Raw genomic sequence first — 26,593 nt, 5'->3', positions numbered from 1 at the left:
TTTCTCAAACAAGTGAGAGCAACATGAAACGTACTTACCAACCTTCCGTGACGCGCCGTAAGCGCACCCATGGCTTCCGCGTTCGCATGAAGACCGCCGGCGGCCGCAAGGTCATCAACGCACGCCGCGCGAAGGGCCGCAAGCGCCTCGCCATCTAAGGCAGGCGAATCGCGGTCAAGCCCAGTGCGCGCTGTGTCCGAGACCCGTGACGCTGCGGGAACGGCCGACGCGCCGCATCAGAACCCCGTTCCGTTGCAGGCGTCCGCAGCTTTTCCCAAAGCCGCAAGGCTGCTAAAAACGGATGAATTTTCATCCGTTTTTCGTTTGCGCCCGTGGCGTCGCACGCCTCACTTTGTCGTATATGCGAGGCCGACAGGCAGCGAAGCGCGCCTCGGGCTCGTGATCGGCAAGAAGTACGCGCCGCGTGCGGTGACGCGGAATCTGGTGAAGCGACTCGCGCGCGAAGCGTTTCGCCTCCGGCGCGCGGAGTTCGGCGGCTGGGACGTGCTGCTGCGTTTGCACACCAAATTCGACAGGAAGGCGATGCCCAGCGGATCGTCGCCGCCGTTGAAAGCAATGTGCCGCGGCGAGATCGATACGCTGCTCGACAAGGCAGCGCGCGAAATCGCCCGTCGTGAAGCGCCGGCACCCCAGGCGCCGTCGGCGGCGGGCGCGCCGCCCGGCACGCCATGAGAGCCACGCAGCGTTGGTGCGCCACTGTTTTCCAGCGCTTCATATCGGGCGGCGCAGTCGAACCGCACTAGTCATGCAAACGGTACTATTCGCTTTGCTGCGTTTCTACAAGATTGCCGTGAGTCCCATGCTCGGCAATCGGTGCCGTTTTTATCCCTCCTGTTCGGATTACGCGCGCGAAGCAATCCAGTATCATGGCGCCGCGCGTGGTACTTATCTCGCCGCAAGGCGCCTGTGCCGCTGTCACCCGTTTTCGGCGGGCGGCATCGATCTTGTCCCGCCTCCAACTCCTAAGAAGCGCTGACGCGCTGTGCCATCGACACTGAGACAACGCATGGATATCAAACGCACCGTCCTATGGGTCATTTTCTTCATGTCAGCTGTCATGCTGTTCGACAACTGGCAGCGCGACCACGGACGCCCGTCGATGTTCTTCCCGAGCGCGACGCAGACCAAGACGGCGGCTCCCGCCGCGCCCGGCTCGTCGACGACGGCAAGCCAACCGACAGATTTGCCGCAGACGACGGCTGCCGCACCCGGCTCGACAACGCCCGCCGCGCAGCAGGCGCAGCTGGTTTCGTTCAGCACGGACGTCTACCGTGGCCAGATCGATACGCGGGGCGGCACGCTGTCCAAGCTCACGCTGGTCAAGCCGGGGGAGGGCAAGCAGCCCGATCAGGTGATCACGCTGTTCGACCACACGGCCGACCACACGTATCTCGCGCGTACGGGCCTGCTCGGCGGCGACTTCCCGAACCACACCGACGTGTTCACGCCCGTTGCCGGTCAGGCGACCGACATGACGGGCAACACACTGACGCTATCTTTCCAGTCGCCGGAAAAGGGTGGCCTGAAGGTCGTGAAGACATACACCTTCACGCGTGGCAGCTATGTGATCAATGTCGATACGAAAATCCAGAACGTCGGCACGGCGCCCGTCAAGCCGACCGCGTACATGGAACTCGTGCGCGACAGTCAGCCCGTCGAAACGCCGCGCTTCTCGCACACGTTCATCGGGCCGGCGGTGTACACGGAACAGCATCACTTCCAGAAGCTGACGTTCGGCGACATCGACAAGAACAAGCAGGACTATGCCACTTCGGCCGACAACGGCTGGGTCGCGATGGTGCAGCACTATTTTGCATCTGCGTGGATTCCGCAGCAGGGCGCAAAGCGTGACATCTACGTCGAGAAGATCGATCCGTCGCTCTATCGCGTCGGCGTCAAGCAGCCGTTGCAGACCATTGCGCCGGGCCAGACGATCGACGTGTCTGCGCGTCTGTTCGCCGGTCCGGAAGAAGAACGCATGCTCGAAGGCATCGCGCCGGGTCTGGAACTGGTGAAGGACTACGGCTGGGTGACGATCATCGCGAAGCCGCTGTTCTGGCTGCTCGAAAAGATCCACGGCTACGTCGGCAACTGGGGCTGGGCAATCGTGCTGTTGACGCTGCTGATCAAGGCCGTGTTCTTCCCGCTGTCGGCAGCTAGCTACAAGTCGATGGCCCGCATGAAGGAAATCACGCCGCGCATGCAGGCGCTGCGCGAACGCTTCAAGAGCGATCCGCAGAAGATGAACGCGGCTCTGATGGAGCTGTACAAGACTGAGAAGGTCAATCCGTTCGGCGGCTGCCTGCCTGTCGTGATTCAGATTCCGGTCTTTATCTCGCTGTACTGGGTGCTGCTTTCGTCGGTGGAAATGCGCGGTGCACCGTGGATTCTGTGGATTCACGATCTGTCGCAACAAGATCCGTACTTCATCCTGCCGGTTCTGATGGCCGTCTCGATGTTCGTTCAAACGAAGCTCAACCCGACGCCGCCGGATCCTGTGCAAGCCAAGATGATGATGTTCATGCCGATCGCGTTCTCGGTCATGTTCTTCTTCTTCCCGGCCGGTCTTGTGCTGTACTACGTCGTGAACAATGTGCTGTCGATTGCGCAGCAGTATTACATCACGCGCATGATGGGGCAGAAGAAAAAGGCTGCCTGAGCGGGCGTTCGGCGCGGACGCGTGTTTGTCCGAGCCGATGCCGAAAAAGCAAACCGCCCGGTTTCAGCCGGGCGGTTTTTTTACGTCTTGCGATTTATCTAGGAGTTGTCGGCGTCGCCGTAAAGCTGTGCGATCAGCTCCTGCACCAGATATCGATGATGTGGCGTCAGCGACTCGATCTTCGACGCCAGCTCGAGCGTCTCAGGTGAAAGCGGATATTTCTCGCCGCGCGCTAAAGGCTTGGGAACATTTCGCGTCGAGCCACTCGGCGAAGGCCCATAGTGCAGCCAGTGGACGTCCACTTCGAACCAGGCCGCTAGTGTGCGAAGCTTGTCGTCGGTGGGAATCGTGCGGCCGCTCAGCCACTTGTGTACCGTCTGCGGCGACACGGGCTGGTCGCCGTGATGACGCAGGTTGAAATGCAATGCGAGGTCGGTCCCGCCCCTGAGTTTCTCCGGGGCGCGTCTCATCGCGAACTTGAGTCGCTCGGCAAAGGCCGCTTTTTCTTCGACGGTTGGCATCCGCAAATTGTGCAGTCCGACACGTCGCAGGTAGACAACTGTACACGTTACATTTAGCGCGTCTGAGTTTGGCCTAGCTCGTCTTAGCGAACAGCCCAATTTGTCTCTTCTTCGGTTTCAAAGTCCGATTTGGCTTGCCAATGTAAGAACTAGACTACACGACGAGTACGAAATCTTCTATCGCAGAGCCGCCGATGGCTTATCTCAGCAGAGATAAATCTGAAGGATAAATTTAGCTCGGCGTGAGAATGTGCACCCGAACGCGTCGCAAAGCGACCGCGTTACAATGCCAGGCGTTCCGCGCACGTCCACTGCGCGTCTCTTCCCATCATTTCCCAACGTTTGCACCATGATCGCCACAGATTCCGATCCGATCGTCGCCATTGCTACCGCGCCCGGCCGCGGCGGTATAGGGGTCGTGCGCATCTCGCTCGGACGCGCCGGCGAGGCCGCAGCGCAGCCGATGATGCAGGCGTTGTCCGGGCAGACGTGGACGCCGCGCCATGCCAGCTACGTTCCCTTTCTGGATGGCGGCGGTAACGCGCTCGATCGCGGTATCGCGCTGTACTTTCCCGCGCCGCACTCATACACGGGGGAGCACGTGCTCGAGCTGCAAGGGCACGGCGGTCCGATCGTACTTCAGCTTGTTTTGCAACGCTGCATCGATGCCGGACAGGCGTTCGGATTGCGTCTCGCGGAACCGGGCGAGTTCACGCGTCGCGCATTTCTCAATGACAAGCTCGATCTCGCGCAGGCCGAAGCAGTTGCCGATCTGATCGAGGCCAGCACGGAAGCCGCCGCGCGATCGGCGGGACGTTCGCTCGAAGGTGCGTTCTCGCGCGATATTCATGCGCTGGTCGAAGACGTGATCACGCTGCGGATGCTCGTCGAGGCGACCCTGGATTTTCCGGAAGAAGAAATCGATTTCCTCGAAGCCGCCGACGCGCGCGGGAAGCTTGCGCGCATTCGCGAGCGTCTTGCGCTCGTGCTAAGTGAGGCGCGCCAGGGCGCGTTGCTGCGCGAAGGCTTGTCGGTAGTGCTGGCTGGGCAGCCGAATGTCGGCAAATCGTCGCTGCTCAATGCGCTGGCCGGCGCGGAGCTCGCGATCGTCACGCCGATTGCGGGCACGACCCGAGACAAGGTTGCACAGACCATACAGGTGGAAGGCATCCCGCTGCACGTGATCGACACGGCAGGGTTGCGCGAGACGGAAGACGAAGTCGAGAAGATCGGCATCGAGCGGACGTGGGGCGAAATCGAGCGCGCGGACGTCGTGCTGCATCTGCTCGACGCACGTTCGGGCATGACGGACGACGACGAAGCGATCGCCGCGCGCTTTCCGGCGGGCGTGCCCGTCGTGCGTGTCCTGAACAAGACGGACCTGACGGGCGCTGCTCCGCATGTCGAGAAGTTGAACGCGTCAGGCGAGCCCGACTTATGCGAGGTTCGACTGTCGGCAAAGATGGGCGACGGCATCAGCCTGCTGCGCGGCGAACTGCTACGCATTGCCGGCTGGCAGGCGGGCGCGGAAAGCGTTTATCTCGCGCGCGAACGCCATCTGATTGCGCTTCGGGCCGCGCAAAATCATCTCGGGCTTGCCGCGGAGCACGCGGATCAGAACGCGCAAGCGCTCGATCTCTTCGCGGAAGAACTGCGTCTGGCGCAGGATCAACTCAACTCCATCACCGGCGAATTCACTTCCGACGATCTGCTTGGCGTGATTTTCAGCAGGTTTTGTATCGGCAAGTGATTTTGTTGGTTGGTTTGTATCCACAGACCGGTCGCGACGATCCGCGCATTTATTTTCGGTACACAAACGCGTAAGCTGCGTTTTCCGCGCGCCTCGTGTACCGAAACCCTAATGCCCAAAGTCGCGACACCCCTGAGCGAATCCCAGATCCGCGCATTGCAGCCCCGTGCGACGCGATACAGCGTCGCCGACGGCAAAGGCCTGATTCTCGAGGTGATGCCGACCGGAAAGAAGGTCTGGCGATTCCGCTACACGCTCGACGGGGCGCGGCAGCCTATGGTCACCATCGGCGACTATCAGCTGATGTCATTACGGGTCGCGCGAGCCCGCGCGCAGAAGTATGCGGAAATCGTGGCGAATGGCCTGTCGCCAGTCTCGACCGCGCGACAGGATCGCGGAGCCGAAAAGCGCGTCGATGTGCTGCGCGATGGCGCCGAACTATATGTGGCTTCGGAAATCGCCCGCAAGTCCGATGAATATCGCCGCACCACACAGCGCGCGCTCGACAAGGACATCCTGCCCGCAATCGGCCACAAGCAGATCGCACAAGTCACGTCGGAAGACATCCAGTCGATCTGCGACACGATCAAAAGTCGGGGCGCGCCGCAGATGGCGCTGCACGCTCGAAATGTCGCGAAGCGTTTGTTTGCTTTCCTGATTGCGCGGCAACTCGCGACCATCAATCCCGCCGAATCCGTCGCGGCGCGATCGATCGCGACGCAGCACGGACGCACTCGCATCCTGACAGCGGCCGAAATCGGCGCGTTGCTGCGCGCGATCTACACGTCGCGTATCAAGCGGCCGTTGAAGCTCGCGCTGCATTTGCTGGTGCTGACAATGGCCAGCAAATCCGAACTCACCGAAGCCACATGGCGCGAGTTCGATCTCGACGGTGGCGTCTGGACGATTCCGGCATCACGCGTCGGTAGCGCCCGCGCGCGGCGCATCCCGCTTTCGCAGCAGGCTCTCGCGATGCTTCGCGAGTTGCGCGATATGAAGCACAGCCGTACTTACGTCTTTCCGTCGACGCGCGGTGACGACGACCGGCCGATTGCAAAGGGCACGCTGAATCAGGCGGTCAAGACGCTAAGTTTGGAGACCGACCGGTTCGTCCTAAGCGATCTCAGCCGCGCGGGTTTGCATCACCAGCGCGGCCTTCTGCGCTCCACGATGGGCGAACAGGCAGTGGTGAACTCGGACGGCGCCGCAGTTTCGCATGCCATGCAGAGCTGGGCTGACTTCGTAGAACGGCAGTTTGGTACGGAGTCGCATGAGACGGGCCGAGGTTAAACGAATTGACCACTCGTCAGTTCCTTTTTCGGTACACAATCTTCGACGCGTCGCCCTCAAAACCTTGTCCAGCAACGAAGATTCGCACTTTCACGTGGTTTTCATGACCCTTCCGGCAATGCGCGCTGCTTTAGGTACACACTGCTGCAATAGTGGCCAGCAGACCACCATTGCACAATGCCCTGAGCTCACCACAGGAGGTTACGTGGAGACATCTGCGATATTTCTCTATCCATGCAGCGCCTCGGGTTCCGAGCTGCGCTCCGTGCGACCGTCGTCCCTAGATGCCTCGTCGGTAGGCGTGGAATAAAGATCGGGGCCGCGCTGGTCATAATGATCGAGCCGTAGCAACAGACTATCGATTGCGCACAACTGGGCCTTCGTGACAGACGGAGCATCGAGCAACGCGTGCAAGCGCATGCGCCAGTACTCCGAAGAGAAGATTGCGCCGCCTAGGTCCCCCAGCAGCGATGGCCACATAACGCGCGAAATGTGCGCGATTTCCTGATCGATCAATCGGTTCATGCCGTCCCCCGTGACGTCTCGACAAGGCCAAGTCGCTTACTTCTGATGATTTACTTTAGCCGGATTCTAGCCCGTTGCTACCTATGAAAACAAATAGGTACTCCGGGGCTTCGGCGGTGAGTCGGCGACTTGCTATGCAGAATCGAGCGTGCGCATTCAGGCCGCATCACAACTGCGGGAGCAGAATGCGGTTTGGGCGTCATTTCAGTGACGCATCGCAGTTGCGCAGGTCGCGGCGAGCGCCGTCATCGGCTGTCGCGCAAAAAGTTCAAGGGTAGTGACGGAGCTACGCATCATGTCGGGCGGACGCGGCACTGAAGCGCAAAGGTAGGTCAATCGACGCTGATCAGAATCAGCGCTAGCTGAACAGCCAGTACTGGTTTGACGAAAAACAGATGAACAGCCTGGCCGTCTCCAACCGTTCCATGTTTCATCAGTCTGCCTAGTGGTGCAGCAGGCTGCGAATCGGGTGCCGCCAGTCCATGCGCCTGTGGCGGTCGTCATCGTGCAGGGCTTGGCGATGCTCCTGCCAGAGTTCGTCGGAGAAGAGAAACGCGACGATGAGAAGCGGCACGATCAAAAACGCGCCCAGAATCAGATGCTCGATCACAGTAATCTCCTGATCGCTGCAACAACGACAATTCCATTGTAGGCGTGTTGGTAGCCACTGCGTGTGCTCCACCGCGCACGCCCGGTGCGCGAGTCGAGTCGCAAGCCGCGCGCCTGGATCGTCGTCGTCCTCCGCAGAAGAAACTCATGCGGCCGATTTTTTCCACGCCGCTGCCAGCAGCCCCGCGCCGATCAGCAGCGTTCCTCCCGTGCAATTGACGCTGCGCTGTACACGCGGACTGCGGATCGCGCGCCGGGCCGCCGACGCCAACACGGCATAGCCGAGCGCGTTCACCGTGCCAAGCGCAACGAAGGTCGCCTCGAAAACCGCGATCTGCGACCAGGTGGCGACTTGCGTATCGATGAACTGGGGCACGAATGCCACGAAGAACACAATGCTTTTCGGATTGAGCGCGGTGACGGCATAGGCGTGCGCGAAAATACGGCTCGTGCGCGTTTCGCCTGTCCGCGGCCCTTCGCCAGCAGATACGGGCGTGCGCCACAACTTGATGCCAAGGTAAATCAGATATGCGGCGCCTACCCACTTTATCGCCGTGAACAGCACCGCGGATGCCGCGAGAATGACGCCGAGTCCCAGCATCGACGCCGTCATCGATGTCAGATCGCCGAGCGCGACGCCTGCTGTGGTTACCAACGCATAGCGCCGTCCATGGCCGAGCGCATAAGAAATTACAAGAAGCACGGTAGGACCCGGAATCGCGACCAGAATCGCCGATGCGACCGCAAATGGAAGCCAGTGGGCAAGCGTCATTAGAGCAAGTCTCCTGTCGACGGTAGCGGACGCTTCTGGCCTCGCACCCGTCTCGCAATAGTTTTGGTTGGGGCGGGTCGATTTATCCACGAAGACGGCGCCTCCGCAAGCGGTGATTTTTGATTCCGTTGCGCACACTTCCCGCAGGTCCGTCAGGCATCCTTTTTATTCTGCGTTCGCTTCAACAGTTCGTCGGACTTCACGACTCTGGCGAATCACTTTGTGTGCGACGCGTCAATGCGTGGCAGCCGTGGTGGGAACGGCTTAAAACTGGTTAAGCGTTAACGCGAATGCCGTCAGCAAGACGTTATCAGGCCTCATTCAGCGCCAGGCATTAGTCTTTACGATCCGCCGAATAATGGCTGGAATGCGTCATAAGGGGGAAATCGATCGACGCCAACAAGCGTGCGGCAATTCGTCGCTGTTGCGACCGCACACAAGTTGTGCTTGCTCTTCAAAACGGTTCTCCTAAATTGAAAAGCGTGTCCGGCTTCTGGCAGTTAAACGCATAGATAAAGCGAGCAATGCCCGCACGGAGATACCATGAACAAGCGAGTCGCCATTCTTTTGGCACTGACAGGTTGGGTCGCAGTAGCAGGCGCGCAGGCGCAGGACGTCGTGATCAAACCTCAACAGACAGTTCGGTTCAAGGCAAATGCATATGGCTGCCTGTCGAGGGACAAGCTCGACGCTGTCACTCAGCATGCGCAAGCTGGCGAGCAGCAGAAAATGCAGGAGTTCTTTTCGGGCTACGAGTGTATTTCTACGCCGGAGAATTCCGATTTCCGCGTCGTCCGTGTGGTTGGGCATGACGTGGAATTCGTCAACGCGGGTAATAGCGATACCCAAGGTCTCTGGACGACCGACCGCTTCATCAAGCAATAGGTCACTCAACGGGCTTTCGAAGTTGGACCTCACCCGACACGGAATGTCGGGCAACAACCAACGTCCGAACGGAAGCTGCGCTTTATCGGTTCGCGCTGGCCGGACTCTTAGTCCGGCCACTTCATTTCTGTCTGATCATTCGCCGACGCCCCTCCCGGCGACGCGCCCCGCGTTCTGCCGCTCTGGCCGCCCAGCATAGGCGCCGCCTGAGCAGCACATCAGACTGTCATAGCGTCCTCGCATATTTCGGTATCATCACGCTCCCACCTTCGCAGTGCGAGGCATTCAGCGCCACGACTTCGGCATGCATGTTGCTGCTCTTAGGGGCAAGCGAAAGCAGGAAGGTTGATGCGACGCGGGCCTCGCGGCCTACGTCTCGGCAACCCCGGCAAATGTGTTTCACCGGCGAGGAGCGCGACCGAGGCGTGACCGCTGCAAGGCAGGGGACGAACATGGCAAGGTACGCCGACTCTCTATTCACTATCCGGTCCGCGTTTGCCGGACCAGGTTGTAGCATGGCTCTCAAATCGACAATCTATAAGGCTGAACTCCAGATCGCCGACATGGACCGGCACTATTACGCCGACCACTCGCTGACGATCGCGCTCCACCCGTCGGAAACCAACGAACGGATGATGGTTCGCGTCGCCGCCTTCGCGCTCTTCGCGCAGGAACGCCTCGAGTTCTGCAAGGGCCTGTCGGACATCGACGAGCCGGATCTCTGGGCCAAGGATCTTACCGGCGCCATCGATACCTGGATCGAGGTCGGCCAGCCCGACGAACGCCGCATCGCGAAGGCAAGCGGCCGCGCCAACGAAGTGATCGTGATCGCGTACGGTGGCCGGACGTCCGACATTTGGTGGCAGGGCGTACGCAACAAGGTCGAGCGCATGCGCAACGTGACCGTGTGGTCGCTCGGCGAAGATGTCGCGCCGGCGCTCGGTGCGCTCGCCGAACGGACAATGCGTCTGCAATGCACCGTCCAGGACAACGCGGCGTGGCTCGGCACAGAAACCGCCGATGCCGTGCCCATCGAGTGGACGGTTCTCAAAGCTGCGGCGAACGCGCGTCCGGCAGCGCACGGCGGACGGTGATCTGCTAACGAGCCGCCGGTGCTGTGTACCAAAAAACAGGGCTGAAAATCAGGCTGCCGAAATCGGGGGCCCTTTGATTTCGACCATGTTATCCTCTGGATCGAACAGATAGAGGGACGGTCCATAACCATCGGCACCATAGCGTGTCGCCTGTTCGCCGATGCGCACATTGCGCGCGGCGAGCCAGCTTTCGAGCGCATCAGCGTCGAAAGGCTCGACGCGCAGACACAGGTGATCCATGTTCCGGCCCGCGCCCGCCACACCGCTTTCCGGCCGGTCAATCCGGCCCCCCACCTGCAACAGGTCGATCAAGGCGCGTCCCGCTCGAAGCTGGATCAGGCCAAGTTCGGGTTGCGCCTTTTCCAGGGTGCAGCCGAGCACATCGCAATAGAAGCGCGTCATCACGTCGATGTTGGCAGCGCGAATGACAACGTGATCGATATCAAGAATCCGGAAATTCATGGCGTCGCGTCCCGTCTTTCGGTTGTGGGAATGAGCAAGTGTAGGAGTATCGCGCGCGAAGGTCGTTGCCTGCGTATGGCAAAAAGGCAAAAAAAAGCCCGCTCGACGTGGAGCGGGCTGAATCCATATCAGGAGGAGACATGGAGGAGACAGGAACCACTATACACGCGGGGTTGATGCTACGCAATAATTTTTTAAGGGAAAACCCCAACTTTTTTTGGGGTCAATTCTCCCGCTAAGTGGGTAAAGGCGCCCGATAACATCGGGGGAAGACCCCACCGTCGAAACGCCCCCAATGACACCGCAAGAATCGGAGCGTACCGTGTAAGGGCGCTCGCTACAGTGGTAAGCATCAAGACAGTTCCCTGGGGCAAAACGATGAACACAGCCTTCTCTCACGCCGTGCCCGCCACGTTCCATAACGAAGACGAGCGCTGGGCGGCTGTGCTGAAACGCGACATGTCCGCCGACGGCGCGTTCTTTTACGGCGTCCGCACGACGGGCGTGTTCTGCCGTCCGTCGTGCGCGTCGCGACTACCGCGTCGTGAGAATGTCGACTTCTTCGAATCGGCCGACGACGCGCGCGCTGCGGGCTATCGCGAATGCAAGCGCTGCCAGCCGGGCGGCCTGCCGCGCGAACTCGAGATCGTCAAGCGCGCGTGCGCAACGCTCGACGCCTACCCGCAGCAGCGCTTGACGCTCGCGCAGTTGAGCGATGCCGTGCACATCAGCCCATTTCATCTGCAGCGGCTGTTCAAACGCGTGGTTGGCGTCTCGCCGCGGCAATATCAGGCTGCGCAACGCGGCGCGGCGTTTCGCGACGCGCTTCAACGGGGCGCGGACGTCACACGTGCGACGGTCGACGCTGGCTTCGGCTCGCCGTCTCGCATGTACGACACGGCGGCCGCCGAACTGGGCATGGCGCCGTCCGAATATCGACGCAAAGGCGCCGGATTGCGCGTCCGTTACGCGAGTGCGCTGACGTCGCTTGGCTTCGTGCTGGTGGCGACGACGGACAAGGGCATTTGCAAGATCGCATTCGGCGATGACGAAGCGCCGCTTATCGACGATCTGCGCCAAGAATTCGCAAGCGCGGAACTGCTTGGCGATCCTGTGCGGCTCGCACCGTTCATCGAGCAGATCGACGCGTACCTGCAAGGCAAGCGCGAGCGCTTCGATCTGCCGCTCGACATCGCCGCCACCGCCTTCCAGCAGCGCGTGTGGGAAGCGCTGCGCCGCATCCCTTACGGGGAGACACGCACCTATTCCCAGATTGCCGAAGCGGTCGGATTGCCGCGTGCGGTGCGCGCCGTCGCCAACGCGTGCGCATCCAACCCGGTGGCGCTTGCGATACCCTGTCATCGCGTCGTGCAGAAGGGCGGCGCACTCGCGGGTTATCGCTGGGGCACCGCGCGCAAGGCGACGCTGCTCGACACGGAAGCGCAGCGTGAATCCAGCACTGCCGACGAAGCCACCCCCACGACCGCCGACATGGACCACGCCGCTTGAGCACCACGCCGACAGCCGTACTCGAACTGCCGTTCAAAGCGCCCTATGACTGGCCGCGCATCCTGCGATTTTTCGGCGGACGCGCGACGCCGGGCGTCGAAGCCGTCGAAGACGGCGTATGGCGTCGCGCGATCGGATGGAACGGCGACAGCGGGACGCTCACCGTCCGCAAGCATCCGCGCCGGCATTGCATCGTCGCCACGCTCGATGGCGCGGTAAGCCGCCATGCGGACGCGCTCGCCGCGCCGATTGCCCGCATGTTCGATCTGCACGCCGACCCTCGATCGATCGGCGCAGCCCTTGCCGCCGATCCGTGGCTCGCGCCGCTGGTCGCCGCGGCGCCCGGCCTTCGCGTGCCCGGCGCGTGGTCCGGGTTCGAACTCGTCGTGCGCGCTATCGTCGGCCAGCAGGTCAGCGTGAAGGCCGCGACGACGATCATCGGCCGAATCGTGCAGCGCGCCGGCGAGCGCATCGACGGTCATCCGCATGAAAGCACCGCCTGGCGCTTTCCGACGCCCGCCGCGCTCGCCGCCGTCGACCTCGCGGGCATCGGCATGCCGGGCAAGCGCATTCAGGCGCTGCAAGGATTCGCGCGCGCCGTGGCGGATGGGGAAGTGCCCATAGACAGCGTCGGCAGCGCCTCCTTCGATCTTATCCAGCTGCGTGCGTCGCTGCTCGCGCTGCCGGGCATCGGTCCGTGGACCGTCGAATACGTCGCGATGCGCGCCTGGCGCGACGCCGATGCGTGGCCCGCATGGGATCTCGTGCTGATGCAGGCCATCGCGGCCCGCGACCCCGCGCTCGTGCGCCCCAATCAGCAGCGTGCCCGCACCGACGCCTGGCGGCCGTGGCGCGCCTACGCGGCGATGCATCTGTGGAACGAAATCGCCGATCGCGCGGGTGCGGCACGCGGCGGCTAGCGGTTTGCCGCACATTCAAGCCCGCGCCGGGAATCGACTTTGCGGCCTCGCGCGGCGTACAGTGAGAGAACGTGCACGAACCTCGCGAACCCCGCCGCAAGCGGCGCGAGCCCGGCCTGAGGCAACGCCAAGCAGCGGTTCTGGCGAGATGTTAAAGTGCCCGCTACTGAAAATTCCGCCGAACGTTGTCGACCGCGCTCCAGCAGCACCGTGCGGCGCATGGCGGCCGACCCTGTTCGACCCGCATCAATGCCATACACGACTTCCACCCGCACGACCGACGCGCTTCTGCATCGCCTGTCCGTGCTGACATCCGGCCCGCAGCGCGACGCGCTGGCAGCCGGTTTGCGCGGCATCGAAAAGGAAAGCTTGCGCGTGCTGTCCGACGGCCATCTCGCGATGACGCAGCATCCGCGCTCGCTCGGCTCGGCGCTCACGCATCCTTCGCTGACCACCGATTATTCCGAAGCACTGCTCGAACTGATCACGCCCGCCGAGCAGGACGCCGCGGCCACCATCGAGCGTCTCGACACGCTGCATCGCTTCGTCTATTCGGCCATCGGCGACGAACTGCTGTGGAACAACTCGATGCCCGGTCTCTTGCCCGAAGACGACGAGATTCCTATTGCGCACTATGGCACGTCGAACATGGGCAGGCTGAAGTACGTGTATCGCGTCGGCCTCGCGCTGCGTTACGGACGAACGATGCAATGCATCGCAGGCATCCACTACAACTATTCGTTGAACGAAGAAGTGTGGCGGCTGCTGCACGCCGACCAGAAATCGACGGCCAATGCGGTCGATTTCCAGTCCGATCGCTATCTCGCGCTGATCCGCAACTTCCGCCGTACGAGCTGGCTGCTGATGTATCTGTTCGGCGCGTCGCCGGCACTCGACAGGCGCTTCCTGCGCGGCCGCCAGCACACGCTCGAAACGTTCGACGCCGATACGCTCTATCGTCCCTACGCAACCAGTCTGCGCATGAGCGATCTCGGCTATTCGAACACGACCGCGCAAGCTGCGCTGCATGCCGACTACGACACGCTGCCCGGCTATCTCGACGCGCTCGCGAAAGCCGTGAGCCAGCCGTATCCGCAATACGAGGCAATCGGCACGCAGCGCGACGGCGAATGGGTGCAAATCAACACTAACGTGCTGCAGATCGAAAACGAGTTTTACTCGACGATCCGCCCGAAGCGCGTCACCTATCCGGGCGAGCGCCCGCTGCATGCGCTTGCTGCACGCGGCGTGCAATACGTCGAAGTGCGCTGCATGGACATCGACCCGTTCGAACCGACGGGCATCGCGCTCGAAACGGCGCGTTTTCTCGACGCATATCTTCTGGTGTGCGCGCTGGACGACAGCGCTACGCTGCCGCCGCCCGCGTACTGCGAGGCCAACCAGAACTTCGGCCGCGTGACGATGGAAGGGCGCAAGCCGGGCCTCGAACTGGTGCGCGGTGGACAGCCCGTGAAGATGGTCGACTGGGCCCACGAACTGTTCGCGAAAATTGATCACGCAGCGGCCGTGCTCGATTCGATTCGCGGTGACGACAGCCACGCGCGCTCGGTCGCAGCGCAACGCGCGAAGCTCGCGGATGCATCGTTGACGCCGTCTGCCCGTGTGCTGCAGATCATGCGCGACAAGCAGCAAAGCTTCCTCGAATTCGGCCTCGCGCAAAGCGTCGCGCATGCGGAGCATTTCCGCGCGCGTCCGCTGGACGAAGCGCAAGCGCTTGAGTTTGCCGCGCTGGCCGAGAAATCGCTGGCCGAACAAACGAAGCTCGAACGTGAAGAAGTCGGTTCGTTCGATGCGTTCGTCGCCGCATACCGCGCTTATACGTTGAACCGCTTCAGCGTTTGATGCGGTCGTGTTCGGGGCACTAGCCTCGCGCCCGACGAATGGCGAAAGGGCAGCTTTCACGCTGCCCTTTTTTCGTGGCGCGCGGCGCAGGGCCGGAAATTGCTGCGACAGAGCTTGCGTTGGCGAGCGTCACGCCTGCTTCGTGCGCGGGGGATGAAACGCCCCCGCGACGCCGCGGTCCAACCCTGTATAACGCAGCGCTTTGCCGCTGGGACAGATGCCAGGGAGGAAACAGGTTATGAACAAAAATCTGATCGCCGCGCTTTGCGTGGTGGCCGCCGGCTGCACGACGCGAGGCCAGGTCAATCCCGACGTGATGCAGATCGCCACGGCGCCGCTGACATGCACCAGCAAGAGTCAATGCGATGCCTGGTGGGCGCGCGCGCATACATGGGTCACCACACATTCCCGTTATGAAGTCTCGACCTCGACCGATACGCTGATCCAGACGGCCGGCCCGGACGGCGGCAAGCGCGATCTTTCGTTCGAAATCACGAAGGCGCCGAATAACGACGGCACGTCGACGATCGGCTTCGCTGCGCATTGCGACAGTTCGCTCGGCTGCAAGCCGAACCCGTGGGAAGCGGGCGCCGACTTCAAGGCGTTCGTGCGTAGCAGTTCGGCGAGCGTGGCGACGCCATCGCCATCCGGTCAGGCGGCGGGCTCAGGCGGACAATCGACAGCATCGCCTACGGGCGAACCCGTGTCGCAATAGGAGGAACCCGAGCCGCCAGAACCTTTTTTGAGACTTCTCTGATTGGCGCCGAGACACGCACTCACTATCGTCTCTCCACCCCCAATCTAATCTGCGAGAAGTCTCATGTTCCTTCGTATCTTCACCGCGACGGCCTGCGCAGCCGCGATCGCAGGCTGCACTGCGTATTCCGGTCCCACCCGCACCACCGATATCGTCACGTTGTCCAATGGCAGCCAGGCGTATCGCGTCCAATGTCTCGGATTGCTGGAAAGCTCCAAGGCGTGTATGGACGAAGTGAAGCGCATCTGCGGCGACAAGCCGGCCACGCGCGTTTCGTCGATCGATCACATCACGTCGGACCTGAAGTCCGAAAACGATCCGCGTGAAATCACGTTCCAGTGCTCGACGCCCGTCGTCCAGCAACCCATTCCGCCCGCGCCAGCTGCTGTCGTTACGCCTGTAGCGGCTCCCCTCGTCGCGCCTGCGCCCGTTCACCACGCACCCGTTCGCAAGATCACGTTGCAAGGCGACGCGACGTTCGCGGTCGGAAGCGCAACGCTCACGCCCTTCGCGACGGCCAAACTGGATGACTTCGTCGCGGCAAACCAGGGCGTCGACGTCGATCGCCTGACGATTGCCGGCTATACCGATTCGACGGGTTCAGCCGAGTTGAACAACCGCCTGTCGGCGGCACGCGCGCGTTCGGTGCAAGGTTATCTGGCAACGGCAGGCCTGCGTGCTTCGGCTTGGGACGTACAAGGCTATGGCAGCGCGTCGCCTGTTGCGCCGAACAAAACGGCCATTGGCCGCGCGAAGAACCGGCGTGTCGAAATTCAGGTCGACGGCAAGTAAGTTTTTCGTTGAAGTACCGGAAGTGGCGGCGTCGGTGACCCATTGACGCCGCCGCGCCTTTTTGTGCTTTCGTGACTCATACGGGACAAGCGAGCACGATGAAGCATACACACGAAATCCGGAAGAGTCGTTGGTCGCCATCATATAGCGCCAGCTGCGTGACGATTGCGTTCCATTGTGCCGCCACGCCTTGTCCGTCGAATCCAAGCAATGACAGCCACCGCGACGGTTTGTCAGACGACCGCCGAACCGCGCATATGAACGCCGCACACGCTGCGTCGCCGCGCAAGCCGCCCAGCGGGCGGCTTTTGTGCTTCCTCGACGGCTATGCCAAGCCGTAACAGCGCGTAACCGACACCTCACCGTCGGTAACACACACCGGGCGTGCCCAGCATTACTCTTCCGATTTCATCGCCGGGCGACGCGTGAGCTACCATTCGAGCCAACGCGACCACGCACCGGACATTGCGTGCGCGGCCGCCTTGCAAATCTCCGCACATGACGCCATCCGAATCGACAGGGAATTCATTTGCATGCAGTTTGATCGAACTTCGCGCGCGCGCGCCGCTGTCGCGAACGTCGCGGGTCCACGCGTCCTGAGCATCGCCGCTTGCGCCGCGCTCGCCTTCGCACTTTCCGGCTGCGCCGTCGGCCCCGACTACAAGCGCCCGTCCGTCGACATTCCGGCTTCGTACAAAGAAGCCGCCGACGGCTGGAAAGTCGCACAGCCCGCCGACCAGCACGACCGCGGCGCTTGGTGGTCGATCTACAACGATGCGCAGTTGAACGCGCTCGAAGAGAAGCTCAACGCATCGAACCAGAGCATCGCGCAGTTCGCCGCCGCGTATCGGCAGGCGCGCGCGCTGGTCGGCGAAGCGCGCGCGGCGTATTTCCCGGTGATCAGTGCATCGGCGGACGCGTCCCGCTCGCGCACGCCGAGCCGCAGCTTTAGTGGCTCCGTGACAGGCGGAGGCGGCGGAACCACGTCGTCGCTGAGCAGTTCGGGCTCGATCAGCAACAGCTACAGCCTGTCGCTCGACGCCACCTGGGAACCCGACCTGTGGGGCAAGGTGAGCCGCACCGTCGCCGGTCAGCAGGCTGGCCAGCAGTCGGCCGCCGCCGATCTGGCGAACGCGCGCCTGTCCGCTCAAGCGACGCTCGCGCAAACCTACTTCAACACCCGTTCGCTTGACGCCCAGCAAAAGCTGCTCGACGACACCGTCGCCGCATACCAGCGCTCGCTCACCCTCACGCAGAACCGCTATGCGCAGGGCGTCGCGGCGCGCTCCGACGTGATCCAGGCGCAAACCCAGCTGCAGTCGGCGCAGGCCGCCGCCATCGATAACGGGGTCGCGCGCGCGCAGAACGAACATGCGATCGCCGTGCTCGTCGGCCAGCCGGCGTCTACCTTCTCGCTGCCGCCCGCGCCGCTCGATGCCGTGCCGCCCGTCGTGCCCGCACAACTGCCGTCCGCGCTGCTCGAACGGCGCCCCGACATCGCGTCTGCCGAACGCAAGGCTGCCGCGGCGAACGAGCAGATCGGCATCGCGATTGCCGCGTTCTTCCCCACGCTCACGCTGTCTGCGAGCGGCGGCTTCGAAAGCTCGGTGTTCTCGCAATTGCTGCAGATGCCGTCGCGTTTCTGGACGCTAGGGCCGCAACTCGCGGGCACGATCTTCGATGCAGGTTTGCGCAAGGCGCAGACGGACGCCGCGCGTGCCACCTACGACCAGGACGTCGCCACCTATCGGCAAACGGTGCTGACAGCTTTCCAGGACGTGGAAGACAACCTGTCGTCGCTGCGCATTCTCGAGCAGGAAATCACGGTGCAACAACAGGCCGTCCAGTCTGCGCAGCAGGCGCTCGATATCGTCACGAACCAGTACAAGTCCGGCACCGTGGATTACCTGAACGTGCTGACCGCGCAGACCACGGCATTCACCGCGCAGCAGAAGCTCGCGAGCATCGCGGGTCAGCGGATGGTGTCGTCGGTGGGGCTCGTCAAGGCGCTCGGCGGCGGCTGGGATGCGTCGCAGATGAACCGCGAGACGGGCGATATCGCGGCGCCCGCGCCGGCTTCCGAACCCGCGGCGCCCGTCACACCCGCCACGCCCGTCACGAAAGCATCCGCCGCGGCACGCTGATCGCAGTCGTTATCCGCGCGACGCAAAACGGCCGCCATGCGCAAACATGGCGGCCGTCGTGTTTTGGAGCGGCCCGGAAAAGTCAGTGCGTGAACGTGAGCGCGACCTGGCCAGGACCTATCGGTCGTCCGAGCAGATTCAGCAGCCCGGCGAGATTGTCGACGGCGTCGGGCGTCGTGCTCGCGATGCCCGTGAACGACGTCGACGCTTCGCTGACCGTGCCGTGACCGTTGAGCAGCAACGGCCCCTTCGTCGTCGACAGATCGAGCGCGCCCGACGCGCCCTGCGCCTGGAATACCACGCGATACGATCCCAGCGGCTTCACGCGCGACACCCGCGAGCTCATGTCGTTGAGCGTGACGATCAGCTGGCCGAACGCCTGTCGATTGAAGCTGCGCCAGTCGGTCCATGCGAGCCGCACGTCGCCTTGCAGATCGAGTGTGTTGAACGGTGCGCCGAGGCCCGCGAGCAACGACGCCGGCACCGCGATGCTGCCGCCCGACAGCGTCGCGCTGCGCAGCGTCGCATCGACAAAGACAGGCCCGGGCATCGCTTCGCTCTGCCGCATCTCCATCCGCACGCGGCCCGTGAACAGCGGCCAGAACGACGTGTGCCATTCGATGCGTCCCGGCAGCAGCGTCGCCGCTTCCGCACCGGGCCCAGCGGCGAGCATCAGCGAAGCCGAGCCGTGCCACAGCGACCCCGACGCATCGACGAGATTGACACGCCCGGCGGTCGCCTTCGTGAACTGCGGCGTGATCCACGCGGCGGGCGCCATCACGAGCAACACCAGGACGTTCGCGATCAGTGCGACGATCAGCCAGGGCAGCGCGGCGCGCAATCGCCGCATCCAGAAACTCATGCGTGATCCTGTGGCAGCGCCGTCATTTAACGATGGCCGGCTGCAGCGATGCCGTCAGATCGACCTGTCCGTCCTGCTTCAGCGCCGTCACGTGCGCCTCGGACACCTGCACCTTGAACTGCTTGCGGGCGTCGTCGAGCCATTGCGTCCAGGCGGGAAACGATGCGTTCTTCAGCTGGATCTGCACCGCGTTGCCAAGCACCTGGACCTGCGTCGCAGAGAGGCCATGATCGTTCAGCGACGCGCTCAGCGCATCCTTCAGCGCGCCGCCCGTCGGCGCCACGCCCTGAGCGGCCGCCGCCAGCGAACGTGCCTCGTTCGCCTGTGCCGTCATCTGCGACAGCTGCCGCTGCAGGCTCGGGATCGATTCGCGCAGCCGGGCGCGGCCTTCCTGCGCGGGCGCCCAAAGCACCGACCAGATGATGACGACGGCCAGCGCCGCGCCGCCCCACGTCAACAGTCCCTTCTCACGTACCGTGCGCGCTTCCCAGAAACCGGCCCACGTGTTCAATAGTTCTGCTTTCATTGTCCGTTCCTGATTGTCCACTTGCCCGTGTTGCTGTCGATTGCGCCGTTCAGGCCATTGCGCATCAGACGTTGCGGGAAGTCCGGATCGACCTTGACCTCCGGTTTGAAGGTCACCTCGATGCGCCTGTCGTGATAATCGAGCGCGGCAAGGCTGTTGACGGGTATCGGCCCGAGCGAGCGCGCGAGGCCATCCGCGAGCGACAGAAAATCGTCCGGCGACAGTTCGCCCGCCGCCACGCGCAACTGTTGCAACTGGCGCGCCATCTGGTCAGGCGCATCCAGCACCACCGTCGTCTTCGGAAACGTGTTGAGCAGCAATTCGGTCATTTGTGCGCCGATCGCATCGCGCTGACGCGACAGCATCAGCCATTGCACATTCGCGCCGATGATCGCGACCAGCACCGTGGCCACCAGCAGCCACAGCGGCAGGCGCAGACGGCGCAGCGTCGCGCGGTCCAGCCGCCACGGCTGCACGGCGAACTCGAACTGGGCAAGGTCGAAGCGGCACTGAATTGCATTGCGCGCCAGCGTTTCGAACGACAGCGGCAACGCGCCCGCAACGGAAGAACGTCCCCGCGCCGTCGACGACATGCGCGGCTCACTGCCGGGCAGATCGACAAGCGTGTACAGCGTCACGGGCGCATTGCCCGCCAGCGCCGCGACCGTCGCGCCGACGGCCGCTTCGGGCACGGCCAGTCCTTCGCCGAGCGGGCCGCGTGCGAGCGCCAGTTCGACGCGAGGCGGGGAGGTATCGACGGCGCCTTCGCCAAGCACGGCCGCCGTGGACGACACCACATGGCCGAGCACAGCGGCGACCACAGGTGTGATGTCGACACCGTCCGGTGCGTCCAGCGGCGGGGCGGAATCCGCACCTGCGGCCACGGTTTCTTCCGCGTGTGCTTGCGCGGCTACCGCGGCGATCGTGTTCATCGCCGGCTGCGGCAAACAGCGCGCGACGGGCACCGCCTTCACATTGCGATGGCCCGCCGCCGCGAACGTCTCGAGGACAAAACGGAACCAGCCGCGATCGATGATCGCAAGCACATGGCGAGTGCTGTCCAACGGCTTCGGATCGAGCGCGATGTGCGTGGTTTGCGCATCCTGGATCAGTTGATCTTCGACGACGTTCGGCAGCGCCTGACGCAAGCGCGGACCTTTGAGCGGCGGCACGGTCGCCGCGAGCATCAAACAGTCGCGTGCGGCGAGCATCAGCACGGTCGCACCTGCGCGCGGCAGGAGGCCAGGCGCCGAGCGTCCGGCGCGCTGGATGCGCCCCGATTTGTCGAGCAGCAGAAAAGGCAACTCCGGCAGTTGCCATTCCTGCGACGGCACCGCCGGATCACGCGGCGGCAGAAGAACGATCAGCGTGCTCAAAGGCCACTCTCTCGGGAAAATTCGTGGTTCATAGTTGATCTCGTCCCCATACGATACGCGTCGTATGCGTCAGTGCGTCGCGGTAGATGAGTGTGGTGCGGTCGACTTCGGCGCGTTCATGCTCAACGCGTCCGTGGACGAGGAAGTAGCTGGTATTGACGTCGAGCTGGTTCGGATCCAACACGAGCTCCTGTACCCCGGCGCCGCGCAATGCAAGCTGCACGTCGCTGACGTTGCGAAAGAACACCGTTTCGCGACGCGCGACGAACGCCTGCGCACTCGACAGGCTCATATTCGGCACGACGGCCGCGACCACTTCGGCGGGCGCGGTGTTCATGTTCACGGGCGTCGCCGTGGGCAGCACGGTCACGAACGGGCGCAGGCGCGCGATCATCTCGGGCGTGAAACCCGGCACGTCCAGCAAGGAATCGACGCCCGTCATCTGGAGCGGTGCGACGGGCGCGTTTTCGTCGGCGTCCTCGATGCCAGGCTGATTCGTGTAGTTTCCGCCGCCGACCGCGCCGCCTTGCACTTGCGTGGGATTGACGGGGGCACTGGGGTTGGCTGCCGTCTGAAAGCGCGTCGCCGATTGCCGCAGGCCCGCGCGCAATTGCAGCGCGGTGTTCTTCGCGAGTTGACCGTTGATGCCGAGCAGTTGCAGCAGGCGCTGGAATGCCTGAACCTGCTGCGCGTTCAGCATCAGCGCGCCCGGCACGGCCGTCGAAACCAGATTGCGCAGATTGAACTTGGCCTGCGCGTCCTCGATGGAACCGGAAATATAAGTGGCCGCGCCTTCCTGCGCGCGCACTTCGCCGATCTGACCGAGAAAATCCGAAAGCCGCGTGCGCGCAATCGGCAGGCCCCAGACACCGCCCAGCCACGTGACCCCTGCCGACGTGTCGCCTTCCGAACGCAGAATCAGGCGCGTCCAGTCGAGCGCACCCCGCGACACCCAATGCGCCTGCGCGAGCAGCCGCTGGTTTTCGATGCGCCGGATCTGGACCTGCTGCCGCCAAAGCATGCCGGAGACCAGAATGGCGGACAGCGCGACGACCAGCAGCGCGCTGATGATGGCAGCGCCGCGTTGATGAGCGGATGAAGTCGAACGGGAACGGGCAGGGCAAAAGCGCATGATCGAATCTCACTCTCCCACGAGAAAAACCCGCGTCACGGGCCGCGCGAGCGAATTCGCGCCAATGCTCACCTCGAGCCCCGTTACCGACCTCGGCAACGGCGCATTGCCGAGCTGAGGCACCTTCAGGTTATTGTCGTTCTCCGCGATCGCCGCTTGCACGTCTTTCATCTGCGTCGTCCAGCCGACTTTCGGCACATACAGGCGCGCGGAAATCGCGCCCACACCGCCCATCAAAGGCACGGCGTTCCAGTCTCCGCTTTCCGACCCGCCGAGCGCGCGGCGCACGTCGCCGATGTTCGCCAGCGGTGGCGACGCATAGCGAATGATGCGTCCTTCGATGATCCGATACCGCACCACCACGAGACGCGGCGGCGCACCCGGCGTGCGCATGTAGCGCACGATCTGCAGCGCATTGCCGTTCACAGCGACGGCGGGCTCGCCCGCTTCGTCGTCGGACGCGGCATTGCGCACGTCGATGCGCATCTGATCGAAGAACTGAGCGAACACGCGCTCGTCTTCCATCGCGTTCGTGATCGTCTGCCGTCCGCGAATGATCTGATCCAGTCCGCGCCACGACAGGACCGCGATCACGGCCAGAATCGCAATCGCGACGAGCAGCTCGATCAGCGTGAAGCCGCTCGCTGTCTTTCTCGATAGCAGCGAACGGCGGCCGCGGGGCACCTCGTGCTCAGAGCGAGCGATTCGTTTCATTCGCGATCACCGTCACCATCTGCGCGAGGTTGCCCGGCCGTCCGGGCGACGTCACTGACACCTCGACGCGTCGAAACACCGGATTCGGCGTTGCGCTCACGTTCTCCGTGCAAATCAGTTGCAGGTTGCCCTGCGAACAGTCGAAACTCTGCGACCCGATCTCGGGCCATCCGTGCGTCAGATGCAGCTGGGCGAGCGCGTTGTCCGCGCTCCAGCCCGCCAGCAGCCGCCGATGCAGATCCGCCTCGCCCGTCGCGAGACTGCCGACGGCGCGCAGCGATGCAGCCAGCGCCACCGCGATGATCGCCAGTGCGACCAGCACTTCGATCATCGTGAAGCCCGCGGATTTGCCTCCGCTTACGTTATCCACAGCGCCGCACAAGCGGCGAACCCTGAGCGCACGCAGCATCAGCGTACCTCGTAGCGGCCGTTGCCCGTGCCGACGATCGTCACGCGTCCCACGGCAGAAAACAACGTGACCTGCACGGGCGTATCGATGCTCTCCGTGCCGAACACGATACGATCCGAATGGGTGTCGGAACCGGGATAGTCGATTGCCACGCCCGTCACGCCGCCTTCCCAGCGGCGCGGTCCGAGCAGGTCGTCGCGCAGCGGACGCCAGCCGTCATTTGTGTGGATATCGAAACGAAAGCCGCCGTCGAGCGGCAACCATGAAATAGGGCGCGCGCGCACCTGGGCTTCGTCGCCCGCCGACTCGAACAGCAACGCGAGCCGCTGTGCTTCCTCGTTCAGATCCGTGCGCGGATTGCGCGTCAGCGAGAGCGACGCCAGCGATACCAGCAAGCCCGCGATCACCAATACGACCAGCATTTCGAGCAGAGTGAAGCCGCGCTGGCGGCCGCCCGGTGCCCCAGGCGCGGTACGCCTCGGCCCGCGCCATGCACGCCGGCTCACGCAACCGCCCGCGTCATCGACGCTGACGGTCTTGTGAAACGCACAGGGCATGCTGTCGTGCAGTCGCATGGTGCCGGGGCCGATCGATGTCGATGCAATAACCGCAGTGAAGTCCGGCGCCGCTTATTGCCACGAGCCGACGTCGGCATCGTTGCCTTCTCCGCCCGCCTTGCCATCCGCGCCGTAGCTGAAAACGTCGATCTCGCCGTGCACGCCCGGGTTCAGGTACTGGTACTGATTGCCCCACGGATCGTTGGGCAAGCGCTCGAGATAACCGCCATCCTTCCAGTTGTTCGGTACCGGGTCGGTCGTCGGCTTTTCGATCAGCGCGCGCAACCCTTGCTCCTGGCTCGGATAACGGCCGTTGTCGAGACGATAGAGCTTCAGCGACTGCATGATGGTGCCGATGTCCTGCTTCGCGGCGACGCGCCGTGCTTCGTCCGGACGGCTCATGATCTTCGGCACGATCAGCGCCGCCAGAATGCCGAGGATCGCAATCACGACCATGATTTCGATCAACGTGAACCCGCGTTGACGACGTGTGCGCACGCCCGCGCGCATGGCCGCGATGTCGTTGCGGCGAGTGGTCCACATTTGCATAGCTTGCTTCCTCTCCAGATAAGGGGTCGATCGATCGGACGTCACGTAGTGCGCTGACAATGCGGTACGCTGCACGCCCGGCCGGTCATTTTAATGTCATGCAGATGAAGGGTTTCCGTCCGCCGTTTCCTATACCGCAAAATTCACAATAATCCGTACAATGACACGCATGAACGCACTCCAGCTCCGCCTGATTTCGCTCGCCGCCTTTGCCGTGTTCTGCGCGACGCTCACCTACTGGATCGTCACGCTCACATCGCATGGCGGCGCGCCCGTCCCCGCTGCCGCCGTGCGCGCGCCTGTCTCGACAGATCAGGCGGCCTTGCTGTTCGGCGGTCAGCTTACGCGCACCGCAAATCAGGACATCCATCTGTTCGGCATCCTCGCACTGCGCGAAGGCGCCGCTGCAATCATCAGCACGGGCGGCGAACCGCCCCGCGCCGTCTCGTTAGGCAGCACCATCATGCAAGGCGTGAAGCTCGGCGAAGTGCGTGCCCGTTCGATCATCATCGACCGCAACGGCTCCCACTCCGAAGTCTTTCTTCCCCAGAACGCGCCCGGTCCCACGATCTACGTACGCTGATTTCATTCTCTGCCGCGCCGATGCAACCCCGAAGCATCGGCCCAGCTTGCAACGCTTTCACGCGCTTGCGCACGACGACACTCAACGTGCACCGTCACTGCACCAGGTTGTTCAGCTCGATGATCGGCAGCATCACGGCTAGCACGATCACCAGCACCACGCCGCCCATCGCCAGAATCAGCAGCGGTTCCAGCAAACTCGTCAGAAACATCGTGCGCCGCTCCAGCTCACGCGCTTCACCTTCGGCCGCGCGGTCGAGCATCGTCGTCACGTCGCCCGTTGCTTCGCCCGAACGGATCAGGTGCACGAGCACGGGCGGAAACGTCTTCGTGTTGCCGAGCGCACGCGACAGCGACGTGCCTTCGCGCACGCGCACGATGGCATCGTCGATGTTGTCTCGCATCGCGCGGTTGCTGAGCGTTTCGCTTGCGGCCTGCAGCGCGCGCAGAATCGGCACGCCCGCCGCCGTCAGGATGCCCAGCGTGCTCGCAAAGCGCACGGTGTTGTAGCCGCGCACGAGCTTGCCGAAGAGGGGGGCTGTCAGCGTCCAGCGGTCGAACGCAAGCCGCGGGCCAGGCTGAGCGAGTATCGAGCGCACCACATACACGACAATCACCACGGCGATCAGCATCGCCCACCAGTAATTCCGTACGAAGCCGGAGAGCGCCATCATCATGATGGTGAGAAACGGCAGTTGCTGCTTCGTGCTCGCGAACACGTTGACGACCTGCGGCACCACATAGCTCAGCAGGAACGTGACGATGCCAAAGGCGATGATCGTAACGATGGTCGGATACGTGAACGCGAGAATGATCTTTTGCTTGAGCGCATTACGTTGCTCGATGTAGTCAGCAAGACGGGACAGCACGAGACCGAGCTTGCCCGTATGCTCGCCCGCCGCGACGAGCGCGCGGTAGATGTCGGGGAAGTCTTTCGGATGCTGCGACAGCGCATTCGCGAGCGAATGACCGCCCAGCACTTCCGCGCGGATCGCGGCCATCAGTTCACGGATGTAATCACGCTCGGATTGCTCGGTGAGCACGGAGAGCGCTTCGTCGAGCGGCAGGCCGGCGATCAGCAGACTGGCAAGCTGCCGCGTGAGAATCGCCTGCTCTCGTTGCGACAGTTTGCGTCCCAGCGAAAGACGCTGGCTGCGTTCGCCGCGTGTGCGCGTCGCCGCAGGTTCGACGACGAGCGGCGTGAGACCTTGCCCGCGCAACTGCGTACGCGCGCCGCGCGCGCTGTCAGCATCGAGTACGCCTTTTTGCGCCTTGCCTGCGGCGTCGATCGCTTCGAAGCGGAATGCCGGCAT

29 protein-coding genes are annotated in these 26,593 nt (G+C 63.1%); 15 read left to right on the top strand and 14 right to left on the bottom strand.

All coding sequences use genetic code 11. From position 1 onward, the window contains the following. Positions 1–23: 23 nt before the first annotated feature. From rpmH to yidC, 4 genes are all read left to right on the top strand, one after another. A complete protein-coding gene (gene rpmH / locus BPHY_RS15780) occupies positions 24–158 on the top strand; it encodes a 50S ribosomal protein L34 (RefSeq protein ID WP_004198824.1) in 135 nt (44 codons plus the stop codon). Positions 159–183: 25 nt separating this feature from the next. Continuing rightward, a complete protein-coding gene (gene rnpA, locus BPHY_RS15775) occupies positions 184–693 on the top strand; it encodes a ribonuclease P protein component (protein WP_012402442.1) in 510 nt (169 codons plus the stop codon). 73 nt (positions 694–766) lie between these two features. Beyond that, positions 767–997 (top strand): membrane protein insertion efficiency factor YidD, encoded by a 231-nt coding sequence (gene yidD / locus BPHY_RS39440; RefSeq protein WP_007581797.1) that lies wholly within the window; start codon positions 767–769, stop codon positions 995–997. A gap of 30 nt (positions 998–1,027) precedes the next feature. Then, on the top strand, positions 1,028–2,680 hold the full coding sequence (gene yidC / locus BPHY_RS15770; RefSeq protein WP_012402441.1) for a membrane protein insertase YidC: 1,653 nt from the start codon (positions 1,028–1,030) through the stop codon (positions 2,678–2,680). Positions 2,681–2,778: 98 nt separating this feature from the next. On the opposite strand, the gene BPHY_RS15765 is transcribed toward yidC, so the two are convergent. After that, entirely contained in the window at positions 2,779–3,201 is a 423-nt protein-coding gene (locus BPHY_RS15765) for a transcriptional regulator (RefSeq protein ID WP_012402440.1), read from the bottom strand. A gap of 349 nt (positions 3,202–3,550) precedes the next feature. On the opposite strand from BPHY_RS15765, the gene mnmE reads away from it, so the two are divergent. Together mnmE and BPHY_RS15755 are read left to right on the top strand one after the other, a co-directional pair. Next, positions 3,551–4,951 carry a tRNA uridine-5-carboxymethylaminomethyl(34) synthesis GTPase MnmE gene (gene mnmE / locus BPHY_RS15760; protein WP_012402439.1) on the top strand — a complete coding sequence of 467 codons (1,401 nt, stop codon included), beginning with the start codon at positions 3,551–3,553 and terminating at the stop codon, positions 4,949–4,951. 111 nt (positions 4,952–5,062) lie between these two features. Continuing rightward, positions 5,063–6,241: a tyrosine-type recombinase/integrase gene (locus BPHY_RS15755; RefSeq protein ID WP_012402438.1), complete on the top strand. Its 1,179-nt coding sequence runs from the start codon at positions 5,063–5,065 to the stop codon at positions 6,239–6,241. 228 nt (positions 6,242–6,469) lie between these two features. Here BPHY_RS15755 and BPHY_RS15750 read toward each other — a convergent pair whose 3' ends face one another. The 3 genes from BPHY_RS15750 to BPHY_RS15740 form a co-directional block, all read right to left on the bottom strand. After that, positions 6,470–6,766, bottom strand: coding sequence for a hypothetical protein (locus BPHY_RS15750; protein WP_012402437.1), 297 nt, complete (start codon positions 6,764–6,766; stop codon positions 6,470–6,472). Between the two features lie 442 nt (positions 6,767–7,208). Beyond that, positions 7,209–7,376 carry a hypothetical protein gene (locus BPHY_RS42535; protein ID WP_012402436.1) on the bottom strand — a complete coding sequence of 56 codons (168 nt, stop codon included), beginning with the start codon at positions 7,374–7,376 and terminating at the stop codon, positions 7,209–7,211. A gap of 144 nt (positions 7,377–7,520) precedes the next feature. Then, positions 7,521–8,147, bottom strand: coding sequence for a LysE family translocator (locus tag BPHY_RS15740; RefSeq protein ID WP_012402435.1), 627 nt, complete (start codon positions 8,145–8,147; stop codon positions 7,521–7,523). A 543-nt stretch (positions 8,148–8,690) separates the two neighbouring features. On the opposite strand from BPHY_RS15740, the gene sap1 reads away from it, so the two are divergent. Together sap1 and BPHY_RS15730 are read left to right on the top strand one after the other, a co-directional pair. Continuing rightward, entirely contained in the window at positions 8,691–9,032 is a 342-nt protein-coding gene (sap1, locus tag BPHY_RS15735; protein ID WP_012402434.1) for a surface attachment protein Sap1, read from the top strand. Positions 9,033–9,547: 515 nt separating this feature from the next. Then, the gene (locus BPHY_RS15730; protein ID WP_041763652.1) at positions 9,548–10,126 is read left to right on the top strand and encodes a YaeQ family protein; all 579 of its coding nucleotides are present in this window, start codon (positions 9,548–9,550) and stop codon (positions 10,124–10,126) included. 48 nt (positions 10,127–10,174) lie between these two features. Here BPHY_RS15730 and BPHY_RS15725 read toward each other — a convergent pair whose 3' ends face one another. Continuing rightward, positions 10,175–10,588 (bottom strand): VOC family protein, encoded by a 414-nt coding sequence (locus tag BPHY_RS15725; protein ID WP_012402432.1) that lies wholly within the window; start codon positions 10,586–10,588, stop codon positions 10,175–10,177. Positions 10,589–10,966: 378 nt separating this feature from the next. Here BPHY_RS15725 and ada point away from each other — a divergent pair, with 378 nt between their 5' ends. From ada to BPHY_RS15695, 6 genes are all read left to right on the top strand, one after another. Then, complete coding sequence (ada, locus tag BPHY_RS15720; RefSeq protein ID WP_012402431.1) at positions 10,967–12,097, top strand: bifunctional DNA-binding transcriptional regulator/O6-methylguanine-DNA methyltransferase Ada; 1,131 nt, start codon at positions 10,967–10,969, stop codon at positions 12,095–12,097. Continuing rightward, positions 12,094–13,017, top strand: coding sequence for a DNA-3-methyladenine glycosylase family protein (locus tag BPHY_RS15715; RefSeq protein WP_012402430.1), 924 nt, complete (start codon positions 12,094–12,096; stop codon positions 13,015–13,017). The genes ada and BPHY_RS15715 overlap by 4 nt, the downstream gene beginning before the upstream one ends. Positions 13,018–13,266: 249 nt before the next feature. After that, positions 13,267–14,880 carry a glutamate--cysteine ligase gene (gene gshA, locus BPHY_RS15710; protein WP_041763650.1) on the top strand — a complete coding sequence of 538 codons (1,614 nt, stop codon included), beginning with the start codon at positions 13,267–13,269 and terminating at the stop codon, positions 14,878–14,880. A gap of 238 nt (positions 14,881–15,118) precedes the next feature. Beyond that, positions 15,119–15,595 carry a hypothetical protein gene (locus tag BPHY_RS15705; protein ID WP_012402428.1) on the top strand — a complete coding sequence of 159 codons (477 nt, stop codon included), beginning with the start codon at positions 15,119–15,121 and terminating at the stop codon, positions 15,593–15,595. 105 nt (positions 15,596–15,700) lie between these two features. Then, positions 15,701–16,429, top strand: coding sequence for an OmpA family protein (locus BPHY_RS15700; protein WP_012402427.1), 729 nt, complete (start codon positions 15,701–15,703; stop codon positions 16,427–16,429). A 533-nt stretch (positions 16,430–16,962) separates the two neighbouring features. Continuing rightward, on the top strand, positions 16,963–18,573 hold the full coding sequence (locus tag BPHY_RS15695; RefSeq protein ID WP_012402425.1) for an efflux transporter outer membrane subunit: 1,611 nt from the start codon (positions 16,963–16,965) through the stop codon (positions 18,571–18,573). Between the two features lie 82 nt (positions 18,574–18,655). Here BPHY_RS15695 and BPHY_RS15690 read toward each other — a convergent pair whose 3' ends face one another. From BPHY_RS15690 to gspG, 8 genes are read right to left on the bottom strand one after another with little or no spacing between them, the layout of a single operon-like run. After that, complete coding sequence (locus BPHY_RS15690) at positions 18,656–19,435, bottom strand: type II secretion system protein N (RefSeq protein WP_012402424.1); 780 nt, start codon at positions 19,433–19,435, stop codon at positions 18,656–18,658. A 22-nt stretch (positions 19,436–19,457) separates the two neighbouring features. Then, positions 19,458–19,961, bottom strand: coding sequence for a type II secretion system protein GspM (gene gspM, locus BPHY_RS15685; protein ID WP_012402423.1), 504 nt, complete (start codon positions 19,959–19,961; stop codon positions 19,458–19,460). After that, positions 19,958–21,337, bottom strand: coding sequence for a type II secretion system protein GspL (gene gspL / locus BPHY_RS15680; protein WP_012402422.1), 1,380 nt, complete (start codon positions 21,335–21,337; stop codon positions 19,958–19,960). The genes gspM and gspL overlap by 4 nt, the downstream gene beginning before the upstream one ends. Before the next feature lie 28 nt (positions 21,338–21,365). Next, positions 21,366–22,469 (bottom strand): type II secretion system minor pseudopilin GspK, encoded by a 1,104-nt coding sequence (gene gspK, locus BPHY_RS15675; protein WP_012402421.1) that lies wholly within the window; start codon positions 22,467–22,469, stop codon positions 21,366–21,368. A gap of 9 nt (positions 22,470–22,478) precedes the next feature. Continuing rightward, positions 22,479–23,183 (bottom strand): PulJ/GspJ family protein, encoded by a 705-nt coding sequence (locus BPHY_RS15670; protein WP_012402420.1) that lies wholly within the window; start codon positions 23,181–23,183, stop codon positions 22,479–22,481. Further along, entirely contained in the window at positions 23,161–23,592 is a 432-nt protein-coding gene (gene gspI, locus BPHY_RS15665; protein WP_012402419.1) for a type II secretion system minor pseudopilin GspI, read from the bottom strand. The genes BPHY_RS15670 and gspI overlap by 23 nt, the downstream gene beginning before the upstream one ends. Continuing rightward, positions 23,592–24,167 (bottom strand): GspH/FimT family pseudopilin, encoded by a 576-nt coding sequence (locus BPHY_RS15660; protein ID WP_012402418.1) that lies wholly within the window; start codon positions 24,165–24,167, stop codon positions 23,592–23,594. The genes gspI and BPHY_RS15660 overlap by 1 nt, the downstream gene beginning before the upstream one ends. Positions 24,168–24,221: 54 nt before the next feature. Beyond that, entirely contained in the window at positions 24,222–24,698 is a 477-nt protein-coding gene (gene gspG / locus BPHY_RS15655; protein WP_012402417.1) for a type II secretion system major pseudopilin GspG, read from the bottom strand. A 169-nt stretch (positions 24,699–24,867) separates the two neighbouring features. Here gspG and BPHY_RS15650 point away from each other — a divergent pair, with 169 nt between their 5' ends. After that, on the top strand, positions 24,868–25,281 hold the full coding sequence (locus tag BPHY_RS15650; RefSeq protein WP_041764087.1) for a type II secretion system protein N: 414 nt from the start codon (positions 24,868–24,870) through the stop codon (positions 25,279–25,281). Between the two features lie 94 nt (positions 25,282–25,375). Here the strand turns inward: BPHY_RS15650 and gspF are convergent, their stop codons facing one another. Continuing rightward, complete coding sequence (gene gspF, locus BPHY_RS15645) at positions 25,376–26,593, bottom strand: type II secretion system inner membrane protein GspF (RefSeq protein ID WP_012402415.1); 1,218 nt, start codon at positions 26,591–26,593, stop codon at positions 25,376–25,378.

This window comes from Paraburkholderia phymatum STM815 (assembly GCF_000020045.1).
In the GTDB taxonomy this organism is placed as follows: domain Bacteria; phylum Pseudomonadota; class Gammaproteobacteria; order Burkholderiales; family Burkholderiaceae; genus Paraburkholderia; species Paraburkholderia phymatum.
The sequence above is the reverse complement of the archived record's forward strand: the minus strand, read 5'-3'. Positions and strand labels throughout refer to the sequence as shown.

What these genes read in the sequence shown, in the direction of transcription:
- rpmH (WP_004198824.1), top strand. Translation starts at nt 24, where the DNA reads ATGAAACGTACTTACCAACCTTCCGTGACGCGCCGTAAGCGCACCCAT.
- yidD (WP_007581797.1), top strand. Translation starts at nt 767, where the DNA reads ATGCAAACGGTACTATTCGCTTTGCTGCGTTTCTACAAGATTGCCGTG.
- yidC (WP_012402441.1), top strand. Translation starts at nt 1,028, where the DNA reads ATGGATATCAAACGCACCGTCCTATGGGTCATTTTCTTCATGTCAGCT.
- BPHY_RS15765 (WP_012402440.1), bottom strand. Translation starts at nt 3,201, where the DNA reads ATGCCAACCGTCGAAGAAAAAGCGGCCTTTGCCGAGCGACTCAAGTTC.
- mnmE (WP_012402439.1), top strand. Translation starts at nt 3,551, where the DNA reads ATGATCGCCACAGATTCCGATCCGATCGTCGCCATTGCTACCGCGCCC.
- BPHY_RS15755 (WP_012402438.1), top strand. Translation starts at nt 5,063, where the DNA reads ATGCCCAAAGTCGCGACACCCCTGAGCGAATCCCAGATCCGCGCATTG.
- BPHY_RS15750 (WP_012402437.1), bottom strand. Translation starts at nt 6,766, where the DNA reads ATGAACCGATTGATCGATCAGGAAATCGCGCACATTTCGCGCGTTATG.
- BPHY_RS15740 (WP_012402435.1), bottom strand. Translation starts at nt 8,147, where the DNA reads ATGACGCTTGCCCACTGGCTTCCATTTGCGGTCGCATCGGCGATTCTG.
- sap1 (WP_012402434.1), top strand. Translation starts at nt 8,691, where the DNA reads ATGAACAAGCGAGTCGCCATTCTTTTGGCACTGACAGGTTGGGTCGCA.
- BPHY_RS15730 (WP_041763652.1), top strand. Translation starts at nt 9,548, where the DNA reads ATGGCTCTCAAATCGACAATCTATAAGGCTGAACTCCAGATCGCCGAC.
- BPHY_RS15725 (WP_012402432.1), bottom strand. Translation starts at nt 10,588, where the DNA reads ATGAATTTCCGGATTCTTGATATCGATCACGTTGTCATTCGCGCTGCC.
- ada (WP_012402431.1), top strand. Translation starts at nt 10,967, where the DNA reads ATGAACACAGCCTTCTCTCACGCCGTGCCCGCCACGTTCCATAACGAA.
- gshA (WP_041763650.1), top strand. Translation starts at nt 13,267, where the DNA reads ATGCCATACACGACTTCCACCCGCACGACCGACGCGCTTCTGCATCGC.
- BPHY_RS15705 (WP_012402428.1), top strand. Translation starts at nt 15,119, where the DNA reads ATGAACAAAAATCTGATCGCCGCGCTTTGCGTGGTGGCCGCCGGCTGC.
- BPHY_RS15700 (WP_012402427.1), top strand. Translation starts at nt 15,701, where the DNA reads ATGTTCCTTCGTATCTTCACCGCGACGGCCTGCGCAGCCGCGATCGCA.
- BPHY_RS15695 (WP_012402425.1), top strand. Translation starts at nt 16,963, where the DNA reads ATGCAGTTTGATCGAACTTCGCGCGCGCGCGCCGCTGTCGCGAACGTC.
- BPHY_RS15690 (WP_012402424.1), bottom strand. Translation starts at nt 19,435, where the DNA reads ATGAGTTTCTGGATGCGGCGATTGCGCGCCGCGCTGCCCTGGCTGATC.
- gspM (WP_012402423.1), bottom strand. Translation starts at nt 19,961, where the DNA reads ATGAAAGCAGAACTATTGAACACGTGGGCCGGTTTCTGGGAAGCGCGC.
- gspK (WP_012402421.1), bottom strand. Translation starts at nt 22,469, where the DNA reads ATGCGCTTTTGCCCTGCCCGTTCCCGTTCGACTTCATCCGCTCATCAA.
- BPHY_RS15670 (WP_012402420.1), bottom strand. Translation starts at nt 23,183, where the DNA reads ATGAAACGAATCGCTCGCTCTGAGCACGAGGTGCCCCGCGGCCGCCGT.
- gspI (WP_012402419.1), bottom strand. Translation starts at nt 23,592, where the DNA reads ATGCTGCGTGCGCTCAGGGTTCGCCGCTTGTGCGGCGCTGTGGATAAC.
- BPHY_RS15660 (WP_012402418.1), bottom strand. Translation starts at nt 24,167, where the DNA reads ATGCGACTGCACGACAGCATGCCCTGTGCGTTTCACAAGACCGTCAGC.
- gspG (WP_012402417.1), bottom strand. Translation starts at nt 24,698, where the DNA reads ATGCAAATGTGGACCACTCGCCGCAACGACATCGCGGCCATGCGCGCG.
- BPHY_RS15650 (WP_041764087.1), top strand. Translation starts at nt 24,868, where the DNA reads ATGAACGCACTCCAGCTCCGCCTGATTTCGCTCGCCGCCTTTGCCGTG.
- gspF (WP_012402415.1), bottom strand. Translation starts at nt 26,593, where the DNA reads ATGCCGGCATTCCGCTTCGAAGCGATCGACGCCGCAGGCAAGGCGCAA.